This window comes from Metabacillus kandeliae (genome assembly GCF_021166585.1).
Taxonomy (GTDB): domain Bacteria; phylum Bacillota; class Bacilli; order Bacillales; family Bacillaceae; genus Metabacillus_B; species Metabacillus_B kandeliae.
This window is the reverse complement of record NZ_JAJOZE010000001.1, coordinates 563,222-588,389: the sequence shown is the minus strand read 5'-3', so window position 1 is coordinate 588,389 and position 25,168 is coordinate 563,222. Positions and strand designations below refer to the sequence as shown.

Genomic DNA, 25,168 nt, shown 5'->3' with positions numbered 1-25,168 from the left:
TTTATTAACCTGCTTTTTTAGTTTCATTTATAACATTTCTATAAGAAATATAATTGATTTTCTTTTTAATTAGTTGTATTGAAGTGTACAAATAATAGGAACTAATAAAAACGATTGGGGTATAAAGCAACTGTCCAACAACGGTGTCTGCAATTATATTTTCGAAAAAAGTTTCCCCTAAAATAATATCTTTAATAACACTTATGACAAAGGTATGGATTACGAAGATACCTACTGCGTTAGATCCTATTTTTGCTAGGAAATTATCCTTCACATTCCTGCAACTTACTACAAATAAAAATAAGAATATAGTTTGGGGTATAGTAAATACATAGTAATCTCCCTGTGGAGCTTGAAAAAGATAGACCAATACAAATCTTTCAATAAATTGTCCAAAGAAAAACAGAAAAAATAATTTTAAATAAACGTATGGATTCTGGGTTGGTATAAAAGTATTATTTGCAAAGAAAAAACCTAGCGTTGTATAAAACAATCCATAAAATAAGGCATCTCTAGTAATAATATGAGCGTTGAAAAATTGAGAATATGATTGTCCTTCTCCGAATAAACCTATTAGATTTAATCCTAAACTTATTATCAGTAGTAATTTTATTTTATCTAATTTTATAAAAACCCAAATAATTAAGATAGAAATAATTAAAGCAACAAGGTACCACAATTGATATGCGTGCCTGCTGCTAATCCCATTTAGATATAAGGTTTTTAAATTCATTATTTTATTAATAAACTGTAAAGCCTCTATTTGTATGTTAATACCATGCATACAATTCAGGAAAAAATCATACAAGACATAAAATACGGCCCAACCTAAATATATCCGAAATAAATTTAAAAGATATTTAAACGTATATTTATTATAGAATTCATATTTATTATTCTTAATTCCATACAAATATCCTGATATTATAAAAAAGTACGGTACAGCAAACCTTCCAAAAGTATTTAAGATAAAAGTTATATTTGACCCATTAATAAAGCCTAGATTTATTTTGGAAAAAGGAGCAGTATGGATACAAACAACCAAGAAAATCGCAAAAAACTTTATTAAATCAATTGAATGGTTTCTATTCATATATTAACCCCTATCGTAAAATTCCCCTCATGAGTAAACCAGTAACGGTTTTTCTAGGTTCCGTCCTCGCGTATCCACTATACAAACATAGTAGATTAAGGGTAAATTCCTTCTTCTTTTACAACCCTCGGATCATACCAAGAAAGACTGTTTTAAGAATTCTAAAAAACCCGTTAACAGGAATACACCCTTTCAATAAGTTTTATGCTTTACATGAGTAAAATTTTTATAAGATCTAAATTTCAGCCATGTTTTCATAGAATACTGGCCGATAATTTTTGAAAGATAAGTAAATTCTTCTGTCTTTTTAAAAATCACTAAAAAGATTACATTAGGAATTACCAAGCTTAATATCATTTTTAACAACAAGTAAAGTAAATTTTCGCTCGGAAAAATACTGCATGTTAAACTCGTTATCTCTGCAACAATCATAAATAGCAAAAAGTATAGTAAATATCTTTTAAAATATCCTGTTAAATTTATATCAAACACTTTTTTGTATACCAGGTAGGGTGAAATCCAAAAAGGAACTAGCAAAGTACTTATAAATGTCCCAAGAAATATCCCTGCTATGCCGAAATAATGAACTAATACAATTGAAGAAAATAAATTTACACCCGCTTCAAAAAAAGGAGCATAACGGTCTTCATGGAATATTCCTGAAGTTGTTTTAACCATCGTAATAGACCGCCTCATACCGGAAACATAAAAATTCAGCAAAAGGATAATAAGTACTCCTTTACCCATTAGATATTCCGGTCCAATCCATAATTTAATAAACGGCTCTATAATGACATATAGGAAAGTAGCAAAAAAGGAATAGATCCAGAAATTGAAAAACATCATAACTTTAAAAACACTATAAACTTTTTCTTTACTTTCACTCGCAACTAAATTCCCTACACTGTAATTAATATTGTCAAAAATTTGATTAATAAATGTCCGACAGAGATTGAATAGCATATAATAGTTTGAATAAAGTCCTACTGCCTTTAAATTAATAAATGATGCAATTAGGATATTATCTGTTCCAAAGACTGCATAGCCCCCAATATTATGCAATATAAGAGCTTTTACATTTGTAACAATATTGCTTTTTGTTGCCTTATCAAGTTTGCTTTTTGTATTTCTAGTTAGAAATGGGTACTTTTTATTAACAATTCCAGTTAGTATAAAGGATGTGCCAATTGTCATGATAATGTCTACAAGTAAATAGAGGATAAAACTCTTTGTAAAAAATAAAATCCCCCATTTTATCAGGATTGAGAAAATGGAGGAGACCGTATAAGCTGCAGTAACAATATATCCTTTCTGAGCCACATTCAGAAAGGATATTTTATGTTGAAATAAGTAAGAAGAGGCTGTGTTAACAAGAAAAATAATATAAATTAAAGTAATATTTTCAATATGTGAATTGCCTGTGATAAAAGGCAAAAAAGGAATTAATGAGATCCCCAGCAAAATTACAATAAAAGATATGAAAATATATGCTTTTCGGTAAAATTTCATTAGTACATTAATTTTTTCTGTATCATTATCAGACATTGGCTTGTAAAGATTATATATAATAGCTGACCCAATACCCGCCTCAGCTAATGAAAGCATTCCTAATATGTTACCAAAAAGACCGTTAACTCCTAAATACTCAGCCCCTAGGAATTGGATGAAAATAGTACGAGAAACAAAGCTAAGTAATGTAATGACTATTTGACTTCCTATCCCTGTAGCAATATTTAAGATTGAGTACTTTGTTCTCATTAATTCGCCTTCTTTATGAATTTTTAATGTTTCCAGGGGTCAATTGTTTTTTAAAAACAGATAATATTATGGTATAAATCTTGTATTTTAGAGCTAGGAAATATATATATTCTTTAATACTTTTACAATTATAAGAAAATCCTATTTCTTTTAGGCCTTCTCTAACCAGTTTACTGTTAACAATTTCACGAATCTCTTTTTCATAGTGATTTTTGTCATTTTTGTTAATTAGATTATTTATTAATAATGCGTAAATATTTTTTATATTATAATTTGCCAAATCGTTTCTATATGTCTTTATTCTGTTCAGTCCATTATCTGCTGAAACAATTTTTCTAACCTCATATTGAACAGATAGGTTGTTGAGCAATTGAGGCTTGTAGGAAGTTCTCATTACGCTTTCAGGATTATTAATCGTATATTTGTAATAAGATTCTGATACTGCAATTACTCTTTTTGATTTCGCTAATACTTCTAAGTTAAAGATGACATCTTCTCCAATAAACAACTGTTCATTGAACATACTATTATTTTTCCTTAGAGTATCTAAATTATAAAAATACCTCCAAGAAAAACATAAATCATTATTAGAATGAACATACCTTGAACTTAAAATTAGTTCTTTACCGGTCATTACCTTATTTAATGCAAAACCAGGAACAACATGTTTATTGGTCGGGAAAGTAGTGTATCCGCATACTACCACTTCACATTCATTTTTATCTGCTAGGCTATAAAGATCTGTAAAATATTGATAGCTAATTGTATCATCAGGATCAATAAATGTAATAAAAGACCCGTTTGCAGCAATTATTCCGGTATTTCTAGCGCTGCTGACACCCCCATTAGTTTTTTTAACTACCTTAACCCTATGATCTTTAAGATTATAATGTTCACATATCTGAAAACTTGTGTCAGTCGATCCATCATCAATCAAAAGAATCTCAATATTTTGGTAAGGCTGATCTAATATGCTTTCTATACATTGAGCGAGCCACTTTTCTTGATTATATATTGGTACTACTACGCTAATTAATTTTTCCATCCTATCACCCACTTAATTAACTATGCTAATGATCTCCCTAGTATAATTTTGATCATTTAGTTCCCCGACCCCTTCTCCTTTACCAGCTTCGCACACATATTTATTTTCAATTTTAATTTTGGTCTTTGCTTTACGTAAATACCATTCATATTCAATATCAACATGGCCAATATCAATAGCTTGGTATCCTTTTTTATACAAATCGTATGCTAATATAGTGGCAGTGGGACCCGCTGCAATAAGGATAAGTTTTTCTTTATTTAACTTGGATGCTTCAAATAAAATTTTGTCATATTGTTCGAAAGCATTTTCTTCAGGAACTAGAATTCTTTCAATCGATTTACAACTATTAAATAGATCATTGCCTATTCCCAACCTGCTTTTAGCGCCTTCAATTATTACTACTTCTCGATCATCCCATAATTTTTTTAATAAAACGATATAATTACTAATGTCTTTTTTGTTTACAAAAGGGTTGTAAAATCTTGAAATGAAAGAGTTCCCATACTGTTTATCTATTCTTAAAAGTTTATACCATTGCAACCTATTTTTAGATATATGAATTTGCCAATATTTTCTAGTCTGGTTTTCATAATGATGTAAAGAATCAAATACATCCGGTATACAAACCATTAAATTTTTTTCATTTATTGCTAATATTTGTTTTAGTTTATTTGCTAGAATAATGTCTGCCTTTTGAAAAGTGATATCTAGACCTTTTATAAGTTTAAATTCACCATCACCATATCTGCATACCGATAATTTATTATTAATGATCTGTAATAGGGTGTCTTCAATAGGAAAAACTTTTGGTGATTTTGTATATAATTGATTGACTATATCTACTAATCTATTAATTTGATTCTCAGTGATGATTTTTAAATTAATAGTATTGTTCCATACCATTAGAAGACTTCTCTTTATTCTGCTCATTATACAGTCCCTTTCCAGATAAAATCTGACTGCCATGACTCTTACTCTTTTTCTTCAAAACATTTATTTTGCGTTTTAGGTTTTTCAACTACTCACCCCACTAGAGAATTAACTTATTAAATAATTTTTCCTTTTGTTACGCACCTTTTTTGTTTAAAGAAGTAATATCTTGCTTTACTAGAGGTTGCATAGCAACTAACCTTAAACTAAACCCTTGGGTAAAGGGCAACAAAGCATATAAATTGGAATAAATTCCTATATCTTTTGTATCTCCTTGAGAAAAATCTACTGCCCCACTCCTACGGGTTACCGTCATTAAATAATCAAGAGCTTTTTCCGAGTTTTTTTTAAAGGTATTATCTATCTCAGTTGTGTTGGCCAAAAACCAGCCAAGTATAGCTGTTGTTGAAGAATCAGACCTTGCTTCATTTCTTGTTACGGTCCAGTTCCAGCTTCCATTTTCTTGCTGGTACGTTTTAATAGCAGCTGCGTAACTTTTTATGTAGGTCTTTAATTCAACTTTGTAATTATGCTGAATAGGCATTTCCTTCCAACTATCCATAAGACCGATCGCAAACCACCCTAATCCTCTACCCCAGCCGTATAGCCCCTGTGGTGCCTTATCTATAATGCTATATGCATGACATGGTATTTTGATTTGTTTGTCAAAGCCATTATTTAAGTATTCTGTTAATTGCTTATAAGCTAAATCAATACATTCGGGTTTATTGTATTTAACTCCATACCTAACTAAAAAAGGACAAATAAATCCAATAGTATCTACGTATCTGTAATTAGGCATTGATTTTCTATATAAAACTGTTCCCTCAGTTCCCAAGTGATCTTGGATCATTTTCCAAATATAATCAAAAGCGGGTTTAAATTTATTCGTATCTTCAAATTCTATCTTCATAACTGCATATGCCAGAATGGCTGCATCGATATGCTTTGGTTGCTCCTTCCACTGACCCATGGAATCAAATTTTCTTTCTAAAAATTTCTTTACTTCCCTTTCTATCTTTTCATTATTGCTATTGTTTTCGCATACTCCAAGAATTAAGGATGCTTCCTGCCAATGCTGAATAGTTGGTTTTGAATAATTGCCTTTTATAATATCAATTAAAATTAAACGATTATTATCTGTTAGTTTAACTTTAGGGGTTTTATTCACCCACTTTAAACTGACTTTTGTAATATTTTCTATCCAAATAAGTTCATTCTGGTATTTTCCAATCTTAATTCTATTAAACCAGTCATTTAAAATAGGAAAAATATCTGTGAGAAAAAAAGCTAGAAATAATAAGATGAATAATATGCAGGCTGTTAACATTATTTCTCCTCCTCAAATTGCACTTATAAATCTATAAAACTTTTGAATTTCCATTTCTGTTCCTAATTTTTCTTTACTAAGGTTTAAACCTAACTTTTTTCCAATATCAGGGTTTTCTATTAGTTTTTTAATCCCTTCAGCAATAGAATCTCCATTCATGTCTACGATCAAGCCATTAAAACCATCATTGATTTGATCTTTCGCTGTACTAAAATTTGTAACAATGATAGGTTTTTGAAGAATTTTAGCCTCATCGACTGCTATCGATTTTCCTTCGAACCGTGATGGTTGAACATAAATATCAGCTCTTCGAATGTAAGGGTAAGGATTTTCTTTTATTCCTAATAAGTTAATTGTGCCTTTTAATCCTGCTTCATTTATGAGGCGCTCTAAAGTCTCTCGTTCTTCGCCTTCTCCAATAATATCCCATCTTAAACGATGCCCTTCAGTACTTAGTGTCTTGCAGGCATGGATAGCGAATTCGAATCCCTTTTGATAATTTAGACGACCTACAGACACAATATGCACATTAGAATCCTTTTTAACTGCTTCTTCTAACGATAACTTTTTGATAACTGCAGGCGAAACAATATTCTGCATTACTTCAATCTTATTAATAAACAATGGGAAGTTCTTTTTTAGTACATTAGCGCATTCATTAGATACTGTTATTAAGTGATCAAGTTTATCAAAGTAGTTTTTATCTATATTAGAATCCATGCCAAGTTTTTCATAATCATTGTGTATAAATCCTATTTTTTTCTTTGCTTTTACCATCTCAATACAGAAATATACTGGATTCTTTTCAAGGTACCCAATAGCTGCATCATAATTCTTTTCTAAAGGCATTAAGGTTTTCCTTATGCGCTTCCACACTCTTTGTTCACAACGTGCTGAATTTCTCTCTTTTTTATATATAAATCCCGCTCCAACTCTGTTAATAACTATATCTATTCTTCCCATTAAAAAGCCTTTTTTAATTGCTTTTTTTATAGGCATATCGAAAAAAATAAACTCTTTCGGCTCATCCAGTAAATTCACCTGCTTTGGAACTTTGCTTAAAAAAATTCCTTCTTTCTTAAATAGGAGAAGATCAACCTCATATATTGAGTAATCAATCGTTTCCAGCAAAGAAATAAGGGCTTTTTCAGCCCCTCCACAGTTCAAATTATTCATAATAAATAAAATTTGTTTCTTCATACCATCACCACTCGATTAAAGTATATAGCTTCTGTATTTCCTCTTCTGTACCCAGCTTTTCCATCTGTAAGTTTTTAGATAAGCTTTGCTTAAAGAGTGTATCTCTAAGCAATTTATCTATCCCTTTGGCAATCCCTTGTTCATCTTTTTCTACAATTAATCCATTTACTTCGTGTATGATTTGATCTTTAGCACTGTCAAAGTCAGTCACTACTATCGGTTTTGCCAAAATTTTTGCTTCATCAATTGCAATAGATTTCCCTTCATACCGTGAAGGCTGAACATATATATCCGCATCTTTCATATAAGGGTAAGGGTTCTTTTTTACACCAGCTAAAAAGAAATGATTATTTAAATTTAACTCTTTAATCATTAGTTCTAATTTATCTCGTTCGCTGCCTTCTCCTAAAACAATCCATTGAATCCGGTGCCCTTTTTCTACTAAGATTTTGCAAGCTTTAACAGCAAGGTCAATTCCTTTCTCAGGGCTAAGACGGGCAACAGTAATAATTTTTTTTCTGTTTTCTGCTTGATTGTATCGATCAGAAACGTTTTGATTAGCTAGCGAACGAACTGTTTGCGGTGACACAATATTATAGATGACTTCAATTTTATTAGTCATGGGTTTGAACTTTATTTTCAAAGAATCTGCACATTCTTTGGATACGGTTACCAAGTGGTCCAAGTGCTGAAAAAAAGACCGGTCAATTTTTTCGTCCATACCAGAATTGAGATAGTTAGTATGAATCCAACCAATTTTCTTTTTAGCTTTAACTTTTTCTACTACAAAATAGATAGATGATTTCTCTAGGTATCCTATGGCAGCATCATAATTTTTTTCTAAACTGTTTATGGACTGTTGAACATACTTCCAAGCGTATTGTTCGGACTTTGCTTTATCGAGTATAACTCTTGATAGAATTGTAAATAACAGCCTGGAATATGCTAAACTCACTTGTTTTTTTAATATAAATCCTTTTAGCGATAGGAAAAGATTTTTAGAAAAAAGCTCGTAGTCCTGATTGAGTTTTATAATATTTACTTGTTTAGGTAATAAGGAAATGAATTCTCCACTTCTATTAAATAGAAGCAAATCTACTTGATACTTTTCAAAATCAATCTGTGTTAATAGATTGATTAAACTTTTTTCTCCGCCTCCGGCAGATAGACTTGGAATAACAAACAAAAGGTTTTTCTTCATTTGAGGTTATCCTCATATTTCAATTTCATTTAAATAGTCTACTGCTTTATAAGACATTTTCTTAATTTGTGGAATTGATTTTTCAAGAGACTTTTTAATATCTTCTTCATTCTCTAAGAGGTGATTAAATTCTGCTCTCAATTTATCACTGTCTGAAAGTTCATTTATTCCCAATACATATTTTTCTTCTCCGAATAGATCTTTTGCTATTCCTTTTGATTTCACACTGTATCCAAGTACCAAGGTTGGTACGTGTGATGAATAGGCAGCAATCGTTGCATGTGTCCTGGCCCCAACAAAAAACTTCATCCTTGAAATATAGCCTTTGTACTGAGGTGCAGTAAGATTATCAGGTAAAATCAGTACTCTATCTGACTGTTTAAATTTTTGGTAATACTCATAAAGTAATTTGAAGTCATTGTCCTTCTCCTTTATAACGTGAGGAGTCAGCGCAATGGTCAAATCTGTTGTGCTTAAAATATGTTCAATCAATTGATAAACAGCAGTTTCTGATTCTTTATTTTTACTTAAAACTAAGGGGCTAAAATTGAGTCCAAGAGTTTTTCCTTTCTTCCAGCCTTTAGGCAATGGCAGCTCTTCTTTTTCCATTGTAAAAGCGGGATCGGCACACAGCTTAACATTTGAAAGACCTTTGTCTAACAGCGTTTGATAAGTAATAGATTCTCTTGCCAGGATTAAATCAAACATTTTTAGATCCTCTAGTTTTTGTTCCGATAGATCTTGCTCGCCGATTGAGCAAGCCCATAACACAAGCTTCTTATTTTTACGTTTTATCCTTCGATCAATTTCATACCAGCCTGGCTGCTCTCCATAACAGTAATTATCTCCTCCAATTGATAAGCATATATCCGCTTCATTAATCTGTTGAATAATATTTTTATGAATTTTGCTTAAGGCATATGATTCATCTTTAAAAAGCTTATATCTCATAGTAGATACAAACCAATCATAAGAATACCTTTTAATATCCTTGGCAGACCCATCATTGATTTTGTCTAAATGAGTAATTATCTTATCTGTCTCCGGTCTACCAGAAGATAAAAAGATCTCCGCCTTATTGGATTTTTCTTTAATAATTTTGGCAGAGGACCTAACAATCGCTTCACACCCGCGATTCTGGCTCCCATCATGTGCAAACATCATAATCTTCATTTAGTATTTCCTCCCGCGTGCCTATTTCTAAATTGGCTATATGAAGTAATACAATATAGGCCAATTGTCAGTTTTTTATTTATAAGCAAATATAGAACCCTTTCATATCTTCCAATTCCAGCTGTGCTATTTAAATAGCTTACTAAAGCTCTTTGAACCAGAGGATGACAAATCATTTTCTTTACGTATAGGTATCTTCTATTAAAAGGAATCTCTCCAGTTGCAAAGTAAATGTGTATGTATGCTTTTATGCTATTAATTAGTTTTTTGGATTTAAGCTGAGTTATTACATCAGAATTTATTTTTTTAGTTACTTCTTCAGGAAGTGGTTGAATATATTCTTCCAACGCTCTTTTAAAGTAATCTTTCTCAATAATGTTTCTCGTAGCACTTCCAAACACCTCACGGTAGTTGTATCCAGCGTAATCAATGTACATGACTTTTTTTGCCTGAGAAAAGAATTTCATATTGAATATTCCATCTTCTCCCAGATCAACATTCAAAGGAAATTCAATGTTATGTTTTTGAATAATGTCAGTTTTATATAGTTTGGTGCAAACTGAGTTGAAGTTATCTGTCCCCACTAGATAAGGCAATATTTTTTCTTCTATAAATTGTCTATCTAACAATAAATTCATGGGGAAAGGATATTTAGTGATCCGCTTTATACCTTTTATTTCATTCGCAAAATTTGTAATTACCACATCATATTTACCTTCTTCTGCAGAAGAGTAAAGAGTCTGAAGCATATCTGGTTCGATGTAGTCATCAGCATCAACAAAGGCTGCATATTTTCCTAACGCCATTTGTAATCCTTTATTTCTTGCAGCGCTTACTCCCTGATTCAGTTGATAAAATAGTCTTACTCTACTATCTGTTCTACAGTAACTCTCAATAATTTGCTGGCTTTTATCTATAGATCCATCATTAACAATAATCATTTCTATTTCATCAAGAGTTTGATTTAATAACGAATCAATACACTCATCAAGATATTGTTCAGCATTATAGACAGGAATAATAACTGAAACTTTTGGCTTCATATTATAATTTTTCCTTTTCTCTGAGAAACTCCATAAAAACAATCAATTATTCTGTTTAATTCTTCAACAGATAGATTTGAGCCTGACGGAAGACAAATACCTCTACTGAAAAGCACTTCAGATATACTTTTGTGATCCTCATGACAAAAGTATTTGCAAGTTTTAAAAAGAGGCTGCAAATGCAGCGGCTTCCATACAGGTCTTGCTTCTATATTATTTTCAGCCAATTCTTTTAAAATTTCCGATATTGTAAAACCTGATACTTTTTCATCAATTGTTACAGCTGTCAGCCACCGGTTGGAAAAAGTGTTCTCTGGTTCTGGCAAAAAATCAATGCCCGGTATTTTACTTAAATATTTTTGGTAATAGGCATGAATAGACCTTCTGGCCTCAACTCTTTTATTTAGAAATTGGAGCTGCCCTCTGCCAATGCCAGCTAAAATATTGCTCATTCTATAATTAAAACCAAGAATACTGTGCTGATAATGGATTGCTTGATCACGGGCCTGGGAAGCAATAAATTTAGCCTTTTTAATTGCTTCTTCATCATCTGAAACAAGCATGCCTCCTCCAGAAGTGGTAATAATTTTGTTGCCATTAAATGAAAATATCCCGAATTTGCCAAATCCCCCGCTTGCTTTTCCGTTATATAAGGATCCTAAAGATTCAGCAGCATCTTCAATGATAGGCACCCCATATACTTCAGAAAGGGCACGAATTTCATCCATTTTAGCCATCTGTCCATAAAGATTAACTGCAATGATGGCTTTAGGCAGTTCTCCTTTATCTGCTGCCTCTTTTAATGCTTTTCCTAATGCTTCCGGCGACATATTCCAAGTCTCTGGCTCAGAGTCTATAAATACGGGAGTCGCTCCTTGATAAAGTATAGGATTAGCACTGGCTACAAAGGTCAATGAAGAACAAAATACGGTATCCCCTTCTTTTACCTCAAGTAAAATAAGAGCCAAATGAATAGCAGCAGTCCCCGAACTAACAGCTGCAGCATGCTTAACTCCTGTATATAGCGCAATCTCCCTTTCAAACGCATCCACATTCGGTCCAAGAGGTGCAATCCAGTTCGTGTCAAAAGCCTCATTAATATATTTGTATTCTTCTCCGCTCATGTGCGGCGGTGATAGAAAGATTCTTTTTTGTTCTGTTGCCTGGATCATCTTAAACACCTCCTAATGCTTTGTTTTTAATTCTTGCTGGAACGCCAGCAGCCAATGAGAAGGATGAAATGGAGTGTATCACTGCGGCTCCCGCTCCTATCACAGTCCATTCACCGATTGAAGTTTTAGGAACAATTGCTGCTGAAGCTCCGATGTGAACGCCTTCTCCTATCCTGACCCCGCCTGTTAAGGTTGCATTTGGTGAGATATGGGCATAATCTTCAATTACACAATCATGTTCAATAACAGCAGCTGTGTTTAATATGGTATGCTTTCCAATTTTCGTATCTGCGTTGACCACACAATTTGGCATTACGGCGGCACCAGCATCTAGCTTCACACTTTTGCTGATAATAGAACTTGGATGGACCAGGCAGGCATATTGCTGATCTGATAAAGAAAGTTCTTGTGCAATTTTTTTTCGGGAGTTGTTATCCCCAATTGCTATGAAAAATAGTATCTGATCAAGGAACCTTCTATAATCTTTGACCGGCCCATAGTACAAGCCGTTTCTCTTCTCAATGTTTATATATTTATCATCCAAAATACCAATCAGTTTATATTTATTTTGGGCTTCTATAATGTCTCGGATTACTTTACTGTGCCCGCCATCTCCAATTATGATCAGGCTTTCCATTTAATCCATTCCTGTCCCTTTAAATTTTTCTGCTGTTGCAAAGCCAGTCTGCTGAATGCCTTCAGACTTTATTACTTTTAATAAAGTGATCATTAGAATTTTAATATCTAGCCGAAAAGTTCTGTTTTCTGCATACCAAACATCCAGCTTGAATTTTTCTTCCCATGTTAAATGGTTTCTGCCATTCACCTGGGCCCAGCCGGTAATCCCCGGTTTAACCAAATGCCTTTTCGCCTGTTCCTTTGTATAAAGGGGCAAGTATTCCATTAAGAGAGGCCTGGGCCCTACTAAACTGACATCTCCCTTTATCACATTAAAAAGCTGCGGCAGCTCATCCAAGCTGAACCTCCTTAAAAACTTTCCAAAAGACGTCAGCCGAATTTCATCAGATAATAAAAAACCATTAGCATCCTTTTCGTTTGTCATCGTACGAAATTTAAAAAGGAGAAATGGTTTCTCGTATTGTCCGGGGCGCAGCTGTTTAAACAGGATAGGAGATCCTAACTTTACTTTTATCATCACAGCAAGAATGATCATTGGTACGATAAAGATCATCAGCAGGATAAAAGCACATACAAAATCGAATACTCTTTTCATGCTTTATAGCCCCTAAATAATTTTTTGTTCTCGGATGTTCATCATATATTGAAGCAGGTAAATAATTTCTTCTACCAGTTCTGCTGCGCTTATGGAATCTGCTTCTTCTCCTCTTCTGAACGCAAAAAGCAGAAGCTCTATTAGCTGCTTCTGCGTTAGGCTTGCTTCTTCCATTGTTGACTCCCCGCTTCTAATAAACTTCAGCTGTCAGCTTTGTTTCTTTGTAGCCTTCCGGGTTATTAATCTGCCAGTTCCAGCTGTCCCGGCACATTTCCTCAATTCCTCTAAGTGCCTGCCATTCCAGCTCCCTTTGTGCTTTAGAAGGGTCAGCAAAGCATGCAGCAGCGTCGCCTGGTCGTTTTTCAGTGATGCTGTAGGGAATGATTTGTCCAGTTGCACTTTCAAAAGCATTCTTGAGTTCTAAAACACTGTATCCTGTGCCTGTACCAAGGTTATAAATATTCAAGGAAGGCCGATGAATTGTCTTTTCCAACGCCTTTACATGTCCATTTGCCAAATCCATGACATGGATATAGTCCCTTATCCCGGTACCATCTGGTGTAGGATAATCGTTTCCGAAAACCTTCAGTTCATCAAGCTTTCCTATCGCTACCTGCTGAATATATGGCATGAGGTTATTTGGAATGCCCTTTGGATCTTCCCCGATTTTCCCGCTTAGATGTGCACCAGCCGGGTTAAAGTATCTTAATAACGTGATGCTCCATTCTGGATCAGATATAAAAATATCCTTCAGAATTTCTTCAATCATTTGCTTAGTTCGTCCATAAGGATTGATGGCACCTATTGGGAAATCCTCTGTAATGGGAACCGTTTCAGGTATGCCATAAACCGTCGCGGAGGAACTGAATACCAAATTTTTCACTCCAAAGCTTTTCATTATTTCAAACAAAACAAGTGAGCCGCTGATATTATTTTGATAATACGCAAGTGGATTTTCTACTGATTCACCGACTGCTTTAAAACCGGCAAAGTGGATGACTGCTTCAATGGGATTTTGGATAAATACCTTTTCAACTGTTTCTTTATCCAAGAGATCCCCGTGGTAAAAGGCTAGTCCTTTTCCCGTAATTTCAGATACCCTTTTTAAGGCCTCAATCTTACTGTTGGACAAGTTATCCAGAACGACAATTTCTTGTCCGGCGTTTAATAGCTCCACACATGTATGGCTGCCGATATACCCGGCACCGCCCGTTAAAAGAATGGCCATTAGATCCTCCTTTTAAGCTTCAATCAAGCTGTAAAGCTTTTCAATCTCTGCTGTGCTTTCAAAATTGGTTTGTTGTAAGTTTTGAATCAAAGTTTGCCTAAGCAGGTCGTTTTGCATAACTTCCTTTATCCCGTTAACAATTCCATCTACACCCATCTCTGTGATGTGAGCATCTACACCATTTTCCGCCTGGCTTCTTGCAGTTGGGAAATCTGTGATAACAATTGGCTTTTCCAAAATCTGAGCCTCTCTGACGGTGACAGCTTTTCCTTCATAGCGGCTTGGCTGCACATATATATCACAGGCTTTAATATAGGGATAAGGATTGGTCTTTTTCCCCAATAAAAAAAACCGATCTTCTAGATCCAGTTCTTTAATCAGCTTTTTCAGTTCATTTTCTAAAGGGCCGTAACCGACTATGTACCATTCCACATTTATATTTTGGTCAATTAGCTTTCTACATGCTTTTGCTGCATCATCGAGACCTTTAGCGTGAGTGAGGCGGCCAACAGAGACTAGAATTGTCCTGCCTGGTTTTCGTTTAATTCCAATACTACTTCCGGTGATTGCCTGCTCTTTAACAAATTTTGGAGAGATGATATTTTCAATAACCTCTGTTTTATTATGCAATTTAGGATAGACATCGAGGAAAGTTTTAGAGCATTCATCTGACACAGCCACAATTTTATCCATTTTGCTCCACATTTTTTCGTCTCGTTTCTGATCCACTTCTATATTTGAATAATCAGTATGGATCCAGCCGAATTTCTTTCTGGCAATTACTTTTTCACCTACAAAGTGATGCGGCCACAAAAAGCTGATGGCTGCATCATATTTCTTTTCAGCCTTTGGGAGAAAAGGGGCTGTTAAATCCCAGCCGTACTGGATTGTTAGGTAACCAGGCTCTTCAATTTTCCTTACCCTTCCTTGAAAAGAACTTAAATACTTAGCCATTACCCTGGATAGAAGAATTGGATACCTTTTTTCTTTGGCAATCTCTTTTATAGATTTTCTAAAGGTTGCATAATCAGCCTGTTCTGGTAAAAGATTGGGCCCTTTAGGTATCATAGGGAAAAATTCCCCTTCATGTTTATAAAGCATCAAATCTACATCATACTTTGAATAATCAAATTGGCTGAGCAGCCCGATTAAACTTCTCTCTACCCCGCCAATAGCCAAATCAAACGAAGATATCAGCACTTTCTTTTTCATGTTTAGCCCTTCTTACTTAGATTGAATTGCTTTCCTTATTGCTGAAATGGTCTTGGGTCCAGCAATGCGGCTTACCATTCTTTTTAAATTGCTTCTAAGCCTAACATTTGCGGGAAGCCAGGTTTGAGCAAAATGATGAATGGTATAACTTTGCTCTGTAATGTGATTTTCTCCATTGATGTAATCATATGGGCTGAAGTAGGTCCGTGGATAGACCACTGTTCCATTTGATAAAATTTGCTTACTTCCATCTGTTTTTAAGCCGAATGGCAGACACAATGATGTCATAATGTTGGTGTTTGTGGTCATGTCATAAGTGCCATCCAATTTTTTAAACCGTTTTGTATAGTAATACTTCATAAATTCCTCGATTAATTCATGCCCTTTGATTGCCCCAATTGTTCCTGACTGCAGGAACTGCCCGTCTTCAAATCCAGTAAACATTTTATCCTTTAAAAGCGGGTTCAGCGATTTAAGGACTTCTACGTCAGTATCCATATAAACTCCCCCATGCTTATACAGGGCGTGCAGCCTGACAAAATCACTGACAAAAGCATATTTTTTTGCTTCGTAAGCTTCCTTGACATACTGGTTGCTGTTAATGTCAAAATTACTTTCGTTCCACTCAATCAGCTGATAATCAGGCAAATGTTTTCTCCAGCTATTGATGCATTTTTGAACCAGCTTAGGTTTTGCACCCTTCCCAAACCAGCAAAAATGGATAATTTTTGGTATTGCACTCATAATCTCCCCCCTTTTATCACTAGCTACAATTTAATGTAGTCGCTGGAATAATACATATTTAAACTAAGTACTTCTTCATAATAGAAGAAGATAAAATAGCATATTAGCAAGGAATAATAAATTAGCTTTTCATCTTTTTTACGAAACACCTTAATAATCCAAGAAACAAGAATTAAATTATATAATCCGAAATAAATGGAGAACCTAGCAAAAATCCAGTTTTGTGTAGATATTATCATAAAAATAAAGCCTAACAATGTCATATTTATTATGAGATCTGAATTAGGATTAATTTCTTTTAGACGGTCTCTTCCAAAGTATGCAATCGCTAAAGGTACAGCATTTACTACTACCCTTAAAAAGTTGGCACCACCTTCAGAAAAATTTTTATATCCTTCATATTGAGTGTTTTCCAAGGCATTAAAGAGAAGCGTTTGAAATTGACTAAATCCAATTACAATCAAAACAGCGGCTGCCAACAGCATAAAGGTTCCTTTAGTCCAAGCCTTTCTATTTACCAAAAAGTAAACGAGAATCATAATAAGTGCCGATTGGTGAAACGCTGACGCCAAAAGTACAACTAAAAAATAAGGCAACCATTTTCTTTTTTCTAATAGTTTTGTGCCTGCAAATAATATGGCAGCTGCTAAGAATTGTCTCATGCCATTCATTGAAACTAAAAACATGCCAGATGTAATAAAAACATACAAGCTTATTTCTAGTAATCTGGAATATTTATAGAGAACCATTACAATCAAAAGGTTAGTAATGAAAGCAGAAACAAAAATTAAAATTTGGGGATCATCTGAAAATTGCTTAAGCAGCATTTGATACACACCAAATCCTGCATCTTTTCCCTTCATGACACTCTCCCAAGTGAAATTTTCTTTTTCATATGAATGAATATAGAAAACGGTGTCTCCAATATTGTTTCTTAAGCCAGAAACAATAATTAAAATAGTGCCCGATATTAGAACCAGGAGTTTTTCAGCTTTCACTCGCGTTATATTGCTTAGGTCTTGTATAGAAAAGTATCTTGCAAAGTATGAAAAAATATATACACTAAATAAATTTACATAAAGAACTTCCATATTAAATTCCCTTACTTAACCGTTAATTTTTTTGTGTTATTAATATATAAATACAGAAGAATTCCAACAGGTATAGCAAGAAAAGTAGTAACTTTTTTAGGTGATTCTTTTAGGAAATCATAGTTTTTTGAAAGCAGGCTGCTTGATACATAATGTGCAGCTTCTCTTAAAGAATCTTTTAACGTAGGTGCATATTTGATAGCCGTCTTCCTAAAAAAAGAAAAACCTCTAGGGTTTTTCTTATACTGACTTATCATATTCATACTTGATCCGTCCTCTAGATACTCCACGTAACACAAAACTTCATTTAACAAAAGTAACGGACATTCCTGATCAATCAATATATACTTATAACTAAGGGGGCAATATTTTTCCCCAGGAAAAATCGGATATGGCGGAACCTTTTTAGTTAAGTCAGTTCTTAAGACGAGTTTTTTGTCTCCTTTTACTCTATGTTTGCTATATAAATTACTGAGGGTTTCACATTTTAGATGGTCTGGCATTTTTGTTCCGATAATATTACCGTCTGGATTTGCGTCAAGCCCTACTATTCCAGCAATATTCAAATGTTTATTTTTCTCCCAGGTCTCAATGATTTTTTCAACTGCATTATTTGGCATATAATCATCAGAATCGATGCATACATTTAACTCTGTATCAATTAATTGATACGCTGTATTATGCGCTCCATGCATTCCTTGGTTCTCCTGATAATGGTAGCGGATTTTGATAAGATCTTCTTTCATCCAGCTGTTTACTAAATCCCTTGTCTCGTCTTCAGAACCATCATCTATAATCAGCCATATAAAATCTTTGTAAGTTTGTTTTTTTAGACTCTCGTATCCTAAATGAAGAGTATATGCACGATTATAAGTTGGAGTAAATATTGTCAATAATTCTGCCATTAGTTTACACCGATTTGATTTTTTTCAGAGTAAAAGTTTTCTAGCCATCTTGCATTTGCTGCGGCATCATACCCGCTTTTTTGGATCATTTTAAAAGTGTCTGCATGATCATAATCTAGAGAAAGAATATGATCAGCCCATTCAGAGGGGTTTTCCCTGATATTTTTGAATACTAGCCTCTGGGTTAAATCTGCTTCTTTTGTAATCGTATCTGAAACAACACATTTAAGGCCTGCAGCCTGCGCTTCTATTAACACAACAGGGAGTCCTTCAAATAGTGATGGAAAAAGGAATAGATCCATTGCATGCATAATTTCTTCTATGTTTTTTTGAACTCCTAAGAAATGGACATTTGGAGCAACGCCCAATGCTACTGCCTTTCTTTTCATTTCTTCCTGCAAATGACCCTCTCCGACCAAAATTAGATGAGAATCTTTTCTTCTTTTATTAACTTCTTTAAAAATCTCCAGGAGATATTTATGGTTTTTTTGTTTATTAAAGCGTCCTACATGCCCTATAACTAAACCTTCTTCAATTCCAAGCTCTTTTTTTATTCTCACTCGATTTTCTTGTTTAAATCTAAATCGTGAAGCATCTACTGCATTGTTTAAAACGGTGAATTTTTCTTTATTAAATAACCATTTACCTGCACTATTCGAACAGGCAAAGTAAAAGTTAGTGCTATCTTTCAGGAAATACCTGGCATACAATCGAAACGGATATTTATAATCAAGTCCTAGATCGCTCAAATGACTATGAGCTATTCTATAAGGAACGCCAGCTTTTTTAGCAGCTCTTAAAACAAAGCTGCTGTTTTCATTATTATGGGCATGGATAACTTTATAATCTTTATGTTCTTTAAAAAAGTCATCGAGCAGTTTGAAATACCTTTTATAGCTCCCCGGTTTAATAGAAGGCATACGATAAATTCTGCCTCCTAAGCTATTAATCTCATCATCATAATGGCCTTTTTCATCTCTGTGAACCATGAAGTCAAATTGGATCTGTGATCTATCGATTTTTCTATAATAATTCATCAGCATTGTTTCCAAGCCGCCTCGGTTCATTATGGTGACTACTTGCAGAATTCTTACTGGCTCCAAAGGATCACCTTCTTTACTTAATATTTCTTCTAAGAGTTTCTATAGAGACAAGCATAAAATAAAACCCAATTGTCATTCTGAATTTTCCCAGAGAATAAAAAACCCTCCAGTGAATAGGAAGGTAGGTTAAATCAAATTCTTTAAAAGCTTTTTTAATTTGATCGTTATTTAGAATGTTTTTTATTTCTTTCAGTTTTTTATAATTTAATAATTTGTTATCTTGACTGATGATATTTAACCCAAGACCCAAAGTTCCTAAACAAATTCGATTTCTTAATGCAGAAATATATGCAGGAGATAGTTCATTTTCAGAAATGAATTTTTCAAAAAGACGAAACAGGTTTAACCATTGTTCTAAAAGGTCTTCTTTGTAATAAGAAGTTACTGATTGATTATTTGCACGCCAATAGTGATAAAAAGGATAATTAATAAAATAAGCAGCATTTGCATGAGAAAAAGAATATAAATTAAATAGCGTATCTTCATTAGTGCCTATTTCTTTCAAATCGATGAATCTTATCTCATTTTCTTTTAGCAAAGAACGCCGATATATTTTTGACCAAACTGTTCCCCATGCATCCAGGAGCTCTGGATTTGCGACTTCATTCTTTATGGGGCCGATTAATTTTCTTATCAATTCACCAATTTGATCATTTGTTAACTTCTCAGGAAGATTGAGTTCCTTTGCTTTTGAATGAGTCCCAAACTCTCTAATATAGGAACACATCACAATATCAGAGTTTTCTTTAACAGCAGCTTTAAATAATTGTGAATACATATAAGGCTCGATCCAATCATCAGGATCAACAAATCCTATATATTCACCTGTAGATGCTTCTATCCCAGTATTTCTGGCTGCAGATACTCCTTCATTCTCCTTGTGAATTAGTGTTATTCTTTTATCCCTAGCAGAATATTCTTCTAGTATTCTTCTGCTGGAATCATTGGAACCGTCATTTACACATATGATTTCTAAATCCTGAAGTTCTTGATTTACTATACTATCCAAACATCTAACCAAGTATTTTTCCATATTATATATAGGCACGATTATGCTCACGCTTGGCATGGTCTACCTCCGGGAAATAGCTCTGATAAACTTCAGCAAGTTCCATAATAATTCGGTTAATAGAAAATGAGCTGATTTTTTTAACACTTGCTTCGCTCATTTTTTTAAGATCAATTTCATTTTGATGCAGATGTATTATTTTTTTTGCCATAAGTTCTGGAGTATGTACATCAATAAAACCGGTTAGCTTGTCTTCAATTAACTCCGAATGGCCTCTATTCTTTGTTGCTATCACCGGCAGCCCGCACGCCATCGCCTCCATCACATTCACCGGCAGCCCTTCTCTCAGACTGGAGGCAACAGCGATGTCGCACATTGGAAGCAGTTCAGCAATATCTTTCCGGTATCCAAGAAAGTCAATATTCCTTTCAACATTAAACTCCTTCGCAAGTTTTTTACATTCATCCTGGAGTCTTCCTTCTCCTGCTAAAAGCAGCTTAGCATCTGGAACAGCTTCTTTTACATTTGCCATCGCCCGGATCAGCAGCTGCTGATTTTTGTTTGCATTGAACTCAGCTGCATAAAAAAGAAGAAGCTGCTCCTTGCGATAGCCGTATTTCAGTCTCAGCTCATTTTTCTTTATAGGTTCAGCCGGCTTAAACCGTTCCGTATCTATACCGACTCCGTGTATGTGCTTGATGGCGCCTGCGTTAAATCTGCGGTTTGCTGCGAGCTCGTAATCTTCCTTATTAATGGTGATAAGACAGTCGGTATGTTCCGCCAGGAGCTTTTCTATCGGATAGTAAATCAGCCAATTTGCCAGTGATGAGCCTTTGCAAAAGTGGAAGCCGTGAGCTGTATAAATGATCTTGCTCCCCTGTTTTCGCGCATTCTTTGCGGCAAGGCGAGTGAGCACTCCTCCCATAGGGGTATGGCAGTGGACCAAATTGTAGCGATGTTCCTCCAGAAGCTTTTTCAGCTGAGAATAAGCAGCTATATTTTCCTTTTTGAAAGGGGAGCGCTGGATCGGAATATCGAACTTTTTGTCCGTAAATGGCAGATCTATTTTGCCCTTGGCAGCTATATGAACCTCCCATCCCTGTTCTTTAAACCACTGTAAAACGGGCAGATGAAAGGCTTTGAAATGATAGTCAACTGTTGCGCAAAAGAGCACTTTGTTCGTCATTTTTCAATCTCCTCTCCCTAGCCCGGGATGGTCATAAGCTCTTCATTTTGTTCTTGCTGCCTGTTGGCCAGTGCCAAAAGCTGTTCTCTTAATTCTTCTTTTGACAAATTGTCCATTTCAGTAATCAATTGTTCGATTTCTTCTATATAAAGAAATGCTTTCTTACCGATATATATTTTTGGATAAATCTGCTGCTCGTAAACCTCGTCCTTTTTCAGCAGCTCTTCAAATAATTTTTCGCCTGGACGGATACCGGTAAACTCGATGCCAATTTCCTCTTCAGAGTTGCCTGAGAGGGTAATCAGGTTTTTGGCAAGATCAACAATTTTCACCGGGTCGCCCATATCGAGAACAAAAATTTCTCCTCCTCTCGCGAGTGCACCTGCCTGTATCACAAGCCTTGATGCTTCAGGAATCGTCATAAAATAACGGACCATTTCTGGATGAGTTACCGTAACAGGACCGCCCTTTTCAATCTGTTTTCTGAAAAGCGGTATCACGCTTCCCCTGCTGCCAAGGACATTGCCGAATCTTACGGCAACGAATTTCGTATTGCTGATCGAGTCCATATTTTGAACAATCATTTCTGCAAGCCGTTTAGTGGCTCCCATCACACTTGTGGGATTTACCGCTTTGTCTGTCGAGATCATGACAAAAGTTTCAACCCCATACCAGCTTGCAGCATTTGCCACATTTCTTGTGCCGATCATATTGTTTTTTATGGCTTCCTCTGGATTCCTTTCCATGAGGGGCACATGCTTGTGTGCTGCTGCGTGGTAAACAACGTCCGGCTTGTATTTCTCCATGACGGCAGCCATTTTTGCCGCATCCTGCAGATCGGCTATTTCAGTGGTTAAGTGAATTTGCTTATCCTGATAGATCTCTCTTAAATCCATTTCAATTGAATATATGCTGTTTTCGCCATGCCCAAGCAAAATAAGCTGGCGGGGTTCAAATCTTGCAATCTGCCGGCAAATTTCAGACCCGATGGATCCGCCTGCACCAGTGACCAAGACGACTTTGTTTGTGACATATTCTGAAATGCTGTCAATATCAAGTTTGATCGGTTCCCGGCCAAGAAGATCCTCTACCTTTACATCCCTGAATTGGCTGACCGAAATTTTCCCTGTAACCAAGTCTTCAAGCATTGGCATGATCTTTGTTTTCGCTTCTGTTTTTGCACATTCCTGAAAAATACGGTTTAATGCTTTTTTCTTTAATGAAGGAATAGCGATGACAATGTTTTCCACTTTGTATTTTTTAACAATTGCCTGAATGTCAGCTACGCCCCCTGCTACCGGTATGCCGTGAATATCCAGGTTTCTTTTTCTTAGGTCATCATCTATAAAAGCAACCGGCAATAATTCAGCTGCTTTGTTGCGGTTAAGCTGTCTTGCGAGCATCGTCCCTGCTGAACCAGCTCCAATAATCAATGTTCTTTTCCGATGGTCATGCTGTTTGAATAAGGAGTCTCTGTATACCCTCCAGCAAAACCTGGAACCTCCGATAAGAAGAATATGAATCATCCAGGTAACAGCAAGCAGCCTTGCATAAACATCTCCAAAAAACACCTGCTGAACAGCTCCAAGCAATATGATAGAAAACGTAATCGCTTGAAAAATCTTGACCAGTTCGCTGATGCTTGCATATTCCCAAGCCTTTTTATAGAGCTTATAAATATAAGAAAAAATATGATGGCTTAACAGCAGTGTGACAGAACTGATCATAATAGGAACGGTTAATACATGAATATCTGCGCTGACAACAAACCTTGAGAAAAACACGGATGTCAGAACAATGATGGAATCAATCAGGATTAATAAGGACAATCTTGTCCGGTAGGCCAACCAGCTCACCCTTTCCATATTTCATAATTTTTGTCCTGAGTAAAAGAAACATTTATAAAATTTAGCTATACGGTCTTTTCCAAGACCGCATAAGTAAATTTATAAATATGGGGCATTCAACCCCTCCTCACATCCCGCTTATGACGACTGGCGTCTAAGGTTTAGAAAACCCGCAGCGCGACCGAGTGCCATCATTGCTAGAGGAAAGATGACGTCTCCTAATTCTTTATTAAGAACATTTTGTGTAAAACTGAAAACGATTCCTAGTAAAAATGATCTATCGCTGATTCAGAATGATTCCGAGAAACTCAGCCTTTGCTTCACTTAGTGACTTCTTAGCTTTCACCGCTTTTTCTGCAGCTGTTTTGCCGCTTTTAATGACCATTATTAACTGGTCACATTGATTAGCTAAAATTTTTGCATCCGAATATTGATTAATGGCTGGTGTGTCAAACAGAACCAAATTGTATTCTTCTAAAGCAAGTGAAATGAGATTCTCCATTGCCTGTGAATCCGCCAGTTCTGTCGGGTTATAAGGCAATGGCCCGGAAGGAAGCAAGTCAAGCCTTCCAACAGGTGTGTTTTGAATGGCTTCTTCGATGCGGCAGGTTTTGTTCAATACATTGCTAAGACCGGTAGTATTTTTCACATTAAACAAGGTATGCAGGGAAGGATTTCTCATATCGGCATCAATGAGAAGCACCTTGCAGCCCTGCTGCGCCAGCGAGATTGCCAGGTTTGTGCAGGTCACAGATTTCCCATCACCCTTTTCAGGCGAGGTGACGGCCAAGGAGTATCTCTTATGCTTATCAAGGGCAAAAAGAAGATTGGTCCTGACTGTCCGGTATTGTTCTGAGAGAGCAGAACCGGCATTCATGTACGCATATAAATTACGCGGGGAAAGCTTTTTATCAAAGAGACTCATCATAGCCTGCAACAGACTCACCTCGCACAATCGCATTTAGCTTGCTTTTCTTATTGATTGGGGCATTTCTTCGGTTTGCTTTTGCAATACTGCCGAGCACGGCCATTTCTAAAATTTGCTCAGCCTCATGCTCTGTCCTAATGGAGCTGTCTAAGGAATCCAGCAGGAAGATCAGGCCGATGGAGAGAATTAGTCCAATTGCTGTAAATAAAAATATGGTCTTCATCGGACTTGAAGTGATCTCTTGAGAATACTTTGCCGGATCAAGAATTTTAATTTGGTTAAAGTTTAATACCTTAGGAATATTATCCTGGTATGCTTCCATAACCGCGTTAGCTTTTTGAATAGCAAGATTTTTATTGTAATCAGTAACGGTTACATATACAATCTGAGAATTTTCCTTCTGCACGGCAGAAACCTGGCTGCTTAATGTTTCTGGACTATCCTTTAGCTTAAGCTTTGCAGCAGCTTCTTTTAAAATCACCGGCTCATTAAACATGGCAAGCAATGTGCCTGTCAGTTTGCCATCATCTTTAATTAATACCTTCCCAGTCGCAGAATAATAGGCTGTATCCTGAGGTGCACTGAGAAAATATCCTGTTGCGGCAAACAAAAAAGTAACAGATACCAGAAGCCATTTTCTTAGAAGAAGTACATTGAATAATTTCTTTAAATCAATTTCCTTTTCCATACAGTCACTCATTTCTCTTCAAATTTCATTAAGTTCTTTAAAACG

The 25,168-nt window shown here is 35.3% G+C and carries 24 protein-coding genes; all 24 read right to left on the bottom strand.

Annotated features, from left to right (window positions below):
• Positions 1-4: 4 nt before the first annotated feature.
• The 24 genes from LRR81_RS02870 to LRR81_RS02755 all read right to left on the bottom strand — a co-directional run bounded on the left by LRR81_RS02870 (position 5) and on the right by LRR81_RS02755 (position 25,123).
• Positions 5-1,093, bottom strand: a complete 1,089-nt coding sequence (locus LRR81_RS02870; protein WP_231787779.1) for an acyltransferase — start codon at positions 1,091-1,093, stop codon at positions 5-7.
• Between the two features lie 192 nt (positions 1,094-1,285).
• The gene (locus LRR81_RS02865; protein ID WP_231787778.1) at positions 1,286-2,851 is read right to left on the bottom strand and encodes a lipopolysaccharide biosynthesis protein; all 1,566 of its coding nucleotides are present in this window, start codon (positions 2,849-2,851) and stop codon (positions 1,286-1,288) included.
• 13 nt (positions 2,852-2,864) lie between these two features.
• Positions 2,865-3,896: a glycosyltransferase gene (locus LRR81_RS02860; protein ID WP_231787777.1), complete on the bottom strand. Its 1,032-nt coding sequence runs from the start codon at positions 3,894-3,896 to the stop codon at positions 2,865-2,867.
• Positions 3,897-3,908: 12 nt separating this feature from the next.
• On the bottom strand, positions 3,909-4,829 hold the full coding sequence (locus LRR81_RS02855) for an SP_1767 family glycosyltransferase (RefSeq protein ID WP_231787776.1): 921 nt from the start codon (positions 4,827-4,829) through the stop codon (positions 3,909-3,911).
• A 136-nt stretch (positions 4,830-4,965) separates the two neighbouring features.
• On the bottom strand, positions 4,966-6,159 hold the full coding sequence (locus LRR81_RS02850; RefSeq protein ID WP_231787775.1) for a glycoside hydrolase family 88 protein: 1,194 nt from the start codon (positions 6,157-6,159) through the stop codon (positions 4,966-4,968).
• Between the two features lie 12 nt (positions 6,160-6,171).
• Positions 6,172-7,359, bottom strand: coding sequence for a glycosyltransferase (locus LRR81_RS02845; RefSeq protein ID WP_231787774.1), 1,188 nt, complete (start codon positions 7,357-7,359; stop codon positions 6,172-6,174).
• 4 nt (positions 7,360-7,363) lie between these two features.
• Positions 7,364-8,560, bottom strand: coding sequence for a glycosyltransferase (locus tag LRR81_RS02840; RefSeq protein WP_231787773.1), 1,197 nt, complete (start codon positions 8,558-8,560; stop codon positions 7,364-7,366).
• 12 nt (positions 8,561-8,572) lie between these two features.
• Positions 8,573-9,733 carry a polysaccharide pyruvyl transferase family protein gene (locus LRR81_RS02835; RefSeq protein ID WP_231787772.1) on the bottom strand — a complete coding sequence of 387 codons (1,161 nt, stop codon included), beginning with the start codon at positions 9,731-9,733 and terminating at the stop codon, positions 8,573-8,575.
• Positions 9,730-10,776 (bottom strand): glycosyltransferase family 2 protein, encoded by a 1,047-nt coding sequence (locus tag LRR81_RS02830; protein WP_231787771.1) that lies wholly within the window; start codon positions 10,774-10,776, stop codon positions 9,730-9,732. Before LRR81_RS02830 ends, LRR81_RS02835 begins: the two co-directional genes overlap by 4 nt.
• Complete coding sequence (locus tag LRR81_RS02825; protein ID WP_231787770.1) at positions 10,773-11,948, bottom strand: DegT/DnrJ/EryC1/StrS family aminotransferase; 1,176 nt, start codon at positions 11,946-11,948, stop codon at positions 10,773-10,775. Before LRR81_RS02825 ends, LRR81_RS02830 begins: the two co-directional genes overlap by 4 nt.
• A gap of 1 nt (position 11,949) precedes the next feature.
• The gene (locus tag LRR81_RS02820) at positions 11,950-12,585 is read right to left on the bottom strand and encodes an acetyltransferase (RefSeq protein ID WP_231787769.1); all 636 of its coding nucleotides are present in this window, start codon (positions 12,583-12,585) and stop codon (positions 11,950-11,952) included.
• On the bottom strand, positions 12,586-13,182 hold the full coding sequence (locus LRR81_RS02815) for a sugar transferase (protein WP_231787768.1): 597 nt from the start codon (positions 13,180-13,182) through the stop codon (positions 12,586-12,588). It abuts the gene before it with no gap.
• A gap of 12 nt (positions 13,183-13,194) precedes the next feature.
• Entirely contained in the window at positions 13,195-13,356 is a 162-nt protein-coding gene (locus tag LRR81_RS02810) for a hypothetical protein (protein WP_231787767.1), read from the bottom strand.
• A gap of 16 nt (positions 13,357-13,372) precedes the next feature.
• Positions 13,373-14,410, bottom strand: a complete 1,038-nt coding sequence (gene galE, locus LRR81_RS02805) for a UDP-glucose 4-epimerase GalE (RefSeq protein ID WP_231787766.1) — start codon at positions 14,408-14,410, stop codon at positions 13,373-13,375.
• A 12-nt stretch (positions 14,411-14,422) separates the two neighbouring features.
• A complete protein-coding gene (locus LRR81_RS02800; RefSeq protein WP_231787765.1) occupies positions 14,423-15,622 on the bottom strand; it encodes a glycosyltransferase in 1,200 nt (399 codons plus the stop codon).
• Positions 15,623-15,634: 12 nt separating this feature from the next.
• On the bottom strand, positions 15,635-16,366 hold the full coding sequence (locus LRR81_RS02795; protein WP_231787764.1) for a glycosyltransferase family 32 protein: 732 nt from the start codon (positions 16,364-16,366) through the stop codon (positions 15,635-15,637).
• A 23-nt stretch (positions 16,367-16,389) separates the two neighbouring features.
• Entirely contained in the window at positions 16,390-17,457 is a 1,068-nt protein-coding gene (locus LRR81_RS02790; RefSeq protein WP_231787763.1) for an EpsG family protein, read from the bottom strand.
• An 11-nt stretch (positions 17,458-17,468) separates the two neighbouring features.
• Positions 17,469-18,362: a glycosyltransferase family A protein gene (locus tag LRR81_RS02785; protein WP_231787762.1), complete on the bottom strand. Its 894-nt coding sequence runs from the start codon at positions 18,360-18,362 to the stop codon at positions 17,469-17,471.
• Positions 18,362-19,465: a glycosyltransferase family 1 protein gene (locus LRR81_RS02780; protein WP_231787761.1), complete on the bottom strand. Its 1,104-nt coding sequence runs from the start codon at positions 19,463-19,465 to the stop codon at positions 18,362-18,364. The genes LRR81_RS02785 and LRR81_RS02780 overlap by 1 nt, the downstream gene beginning before the upstream one ends.
• 13 nt (positions 19,466-19,478) lie before the next feature.
• Positions 19,479-20,534 (bottom strand): glycosyltransferase, encoded by a 1,056-nt coding sequence (locus LRR81_RS02775; protein ID WP_231787760.1) that lies wholly within the window; start codon positions 20,532-20,534, stop codon positions 19,479-19,481.
• Positions 20,500-21,660 carry a glycosyltransferase family 4 protein gene (locus tag LRR81_RS02770; protein WP_231787759.1) on the bottom strand — a complete coding sequence of 387 codons (1,161 nt, stop codon included), beginning with the start codon at positions 21,658-21,660 and terminating at the stop codon, positions 20,500-20,502. The genes LRR81_RS02775 and LRR81_RS02770 overlap by 35 nt, the downstream gene beginning before the upstream one ends.
• A 17-nt stretch (positions 21,661-21,677) precedes the next feature.
• A complete protein-coding gene (locus LRR81_RS02765) occupies positions 21,678-23,507 on the bottom strand; it encodes a polysaccharide biosynthesis protein (protein WP_269448474.1) in 1,830 nt (609 codons plus the stop codon).
• Between the two features lie 277 nt (positions 23,508-23,784).
• Positions 23,785-24,435 (bottom strand): CpsD/CapB family tyrosine-protein kinase, encoded by a 651-nt coding sequence (locus LRR81_RS02760; protein ID WP_231788599.1) that lies wholly within the window; start codon positions 24,433-24,435, stop codon positions 23,785-23,787.
• Positions 24,419-25,123, bottom strand: coding sequence for a YveK family protein (locus LRR81_RS02755; RefSeq protein WP_231787757.1), 705 nt, complete (start codon positions 25,121-25,123; stop codon positions 24,419-24,421). Before LRR81_RS02755 ends, LRR81_RS02760 begins: the two co-directional genes overlap by 17 nt.
• Positions 25,124-25,168: the final 45 nt, after the last annotated feature.

Coding starts and splice junctions, on each gene's coding strand:
- LRR81_RS02870 (WP_231787779.1), bottom strand. CDS start 1,093: ATGAATAGAAACCATTCAATTGATTTAATAAAGTTTTTTGCGATTTTC.
- LRR81_RS02865 (WP_231787778.1), bottom strand. CDS start 2,851: ATGAGAACAAAGTACTCAATCTTAAATATTGCTACAGGGATAGGAAGT.
- LRR81_RS02860 (WP_231787777.1), bottom strand. CDS start 3,896: ATGGAAAAATTAATTAGCGTAGTAGTACCAATATATAATCAAGAAAAG.
- LRR81_RS02855 (WP_231787776.1), bottom strand. CDS start 4,829: ATGAGCAGAATAAAGAGAAGTCTTCTAATGGTATGGAACAATACTATT.
- LRR81_RS02850 (WP_231787775.1), bottom strand. CDS start 6,159: ATGTTAACAGCCTGCATATTATTCATCTTATTATTTCTAGCTTTTTTT.
- LRR81_RS02845 (WP_231787774.1), bottom strand. CDS start 7,359: ATGAAGAAACAAATTTTATTTATTATGAATAATTTGAACTGTGGAGGG.
- LRR81_RS02840 (WP_231787773.1), bottom strand. CDS start 8,560: ATGAAGAAAAACCTTTTGTTTGTTATTCCAAGTCTATCTGCCGGAGGC.
- LRR81_RS02835 (WP_231787772.1), bottom strand. CDS start 9,733: ATGAAGATTATGATGTTTGCACATGATGGGAGCCAGAATCGCGGGTGT.
- LRR81_RS02830 (WP_231787771.1), bottom strand. CDS start 10,776: ATGAAGCCAAAAGTTTCAGTTATTATTCCTGTCTATAATGCTGAACAA.
- LRR81_RS02825 (WP_231787770.1), bottom strand. CDS start 11,948: ATGATCCAGGCAACAGAACAAAAAAGAATCTTTCTATCACCGCCGCAC.
- LRR81_RS02820 (WP_231787769.1), bottom strand. CDS start 12,585: ATGGAAAGCCTGATCATAATTGGAGATGGCGGGCACAGTAAAGTAATC.
- LRR81_RS02815 (WP_231787768.1), bottom strand. CDS start 13,182: ATGAAAAGAGTATTCGATTTTGTATGTGCTTTTATCCTGCTGATGATC.
- LRR81_RS02810 (WP_231787767.1), bottom strand. CDS start 13,356: ATGGAAGAAGCAAGCCTAACGCAGAAGCAGCTAATAGAGCTTCTGCTT.
- galE (WP_231787766.1), bottom strand. CDS start 14,410: ATGGCCATTCTTTTAACGGGCGGTGCCGGGTATATCGGCAGCCATACA.
- LRR81_RS02800 (WP_231787765.1), bottom strand. CDS start 15,622: ATGAAAAAGAAAGTGCTGATATCTTCGTTTGATTTGGCTATTGGCGGG.
- LRR81_RS02795 (WP_231787764.1), bottom strand. CDS start 16,366: ATGAGTGCAATACCAAAAATTATCCATTTTTGCTGGTTTGGGAAGGGT.
- LRR81_RS02790 (WP_231787763.1), bottom strand. CDS start 17,457: ATGGAAGTTCTTTATGTAAATTTATTTAGTGTATATATTTTTTCATAC.
- LRR81_RS02785 (WP_231787762.1), bottom strand. CDS start 18,362: ATGGCAGAATTATTGACAATATTTACTCCAACTTATAATCGTGCATAT.
- LRR81_RS02775 (WP_231787760.1), bottom strand. CDS start 20,534: ATGCCAAGCGTGAGCATAATCGTGCCTATATATAATATGGAAAAATAC.
- LRR81_RS02770 (WP_231787759.1), bottom strand. CDS start 21,660: ATGACGAACAAAGTGCTCTTTTGCGCAACAGTTGACTATCATTTCAAA.
- LRR81_RS02760 (WP_231788599.1), bottom strand. CDS start 24,435: ATGATGAGTCTCTTTGATAAAAAGCTTTCCCCGCGTAATTTATATGCG.
- LRR81_RS02755 (WP_231787757.1), bottom strand. CDS start 25,123: ATGGAAAAGGAAATTGATTTAAAGAAATTATTCAATGTACTTCTTCTA.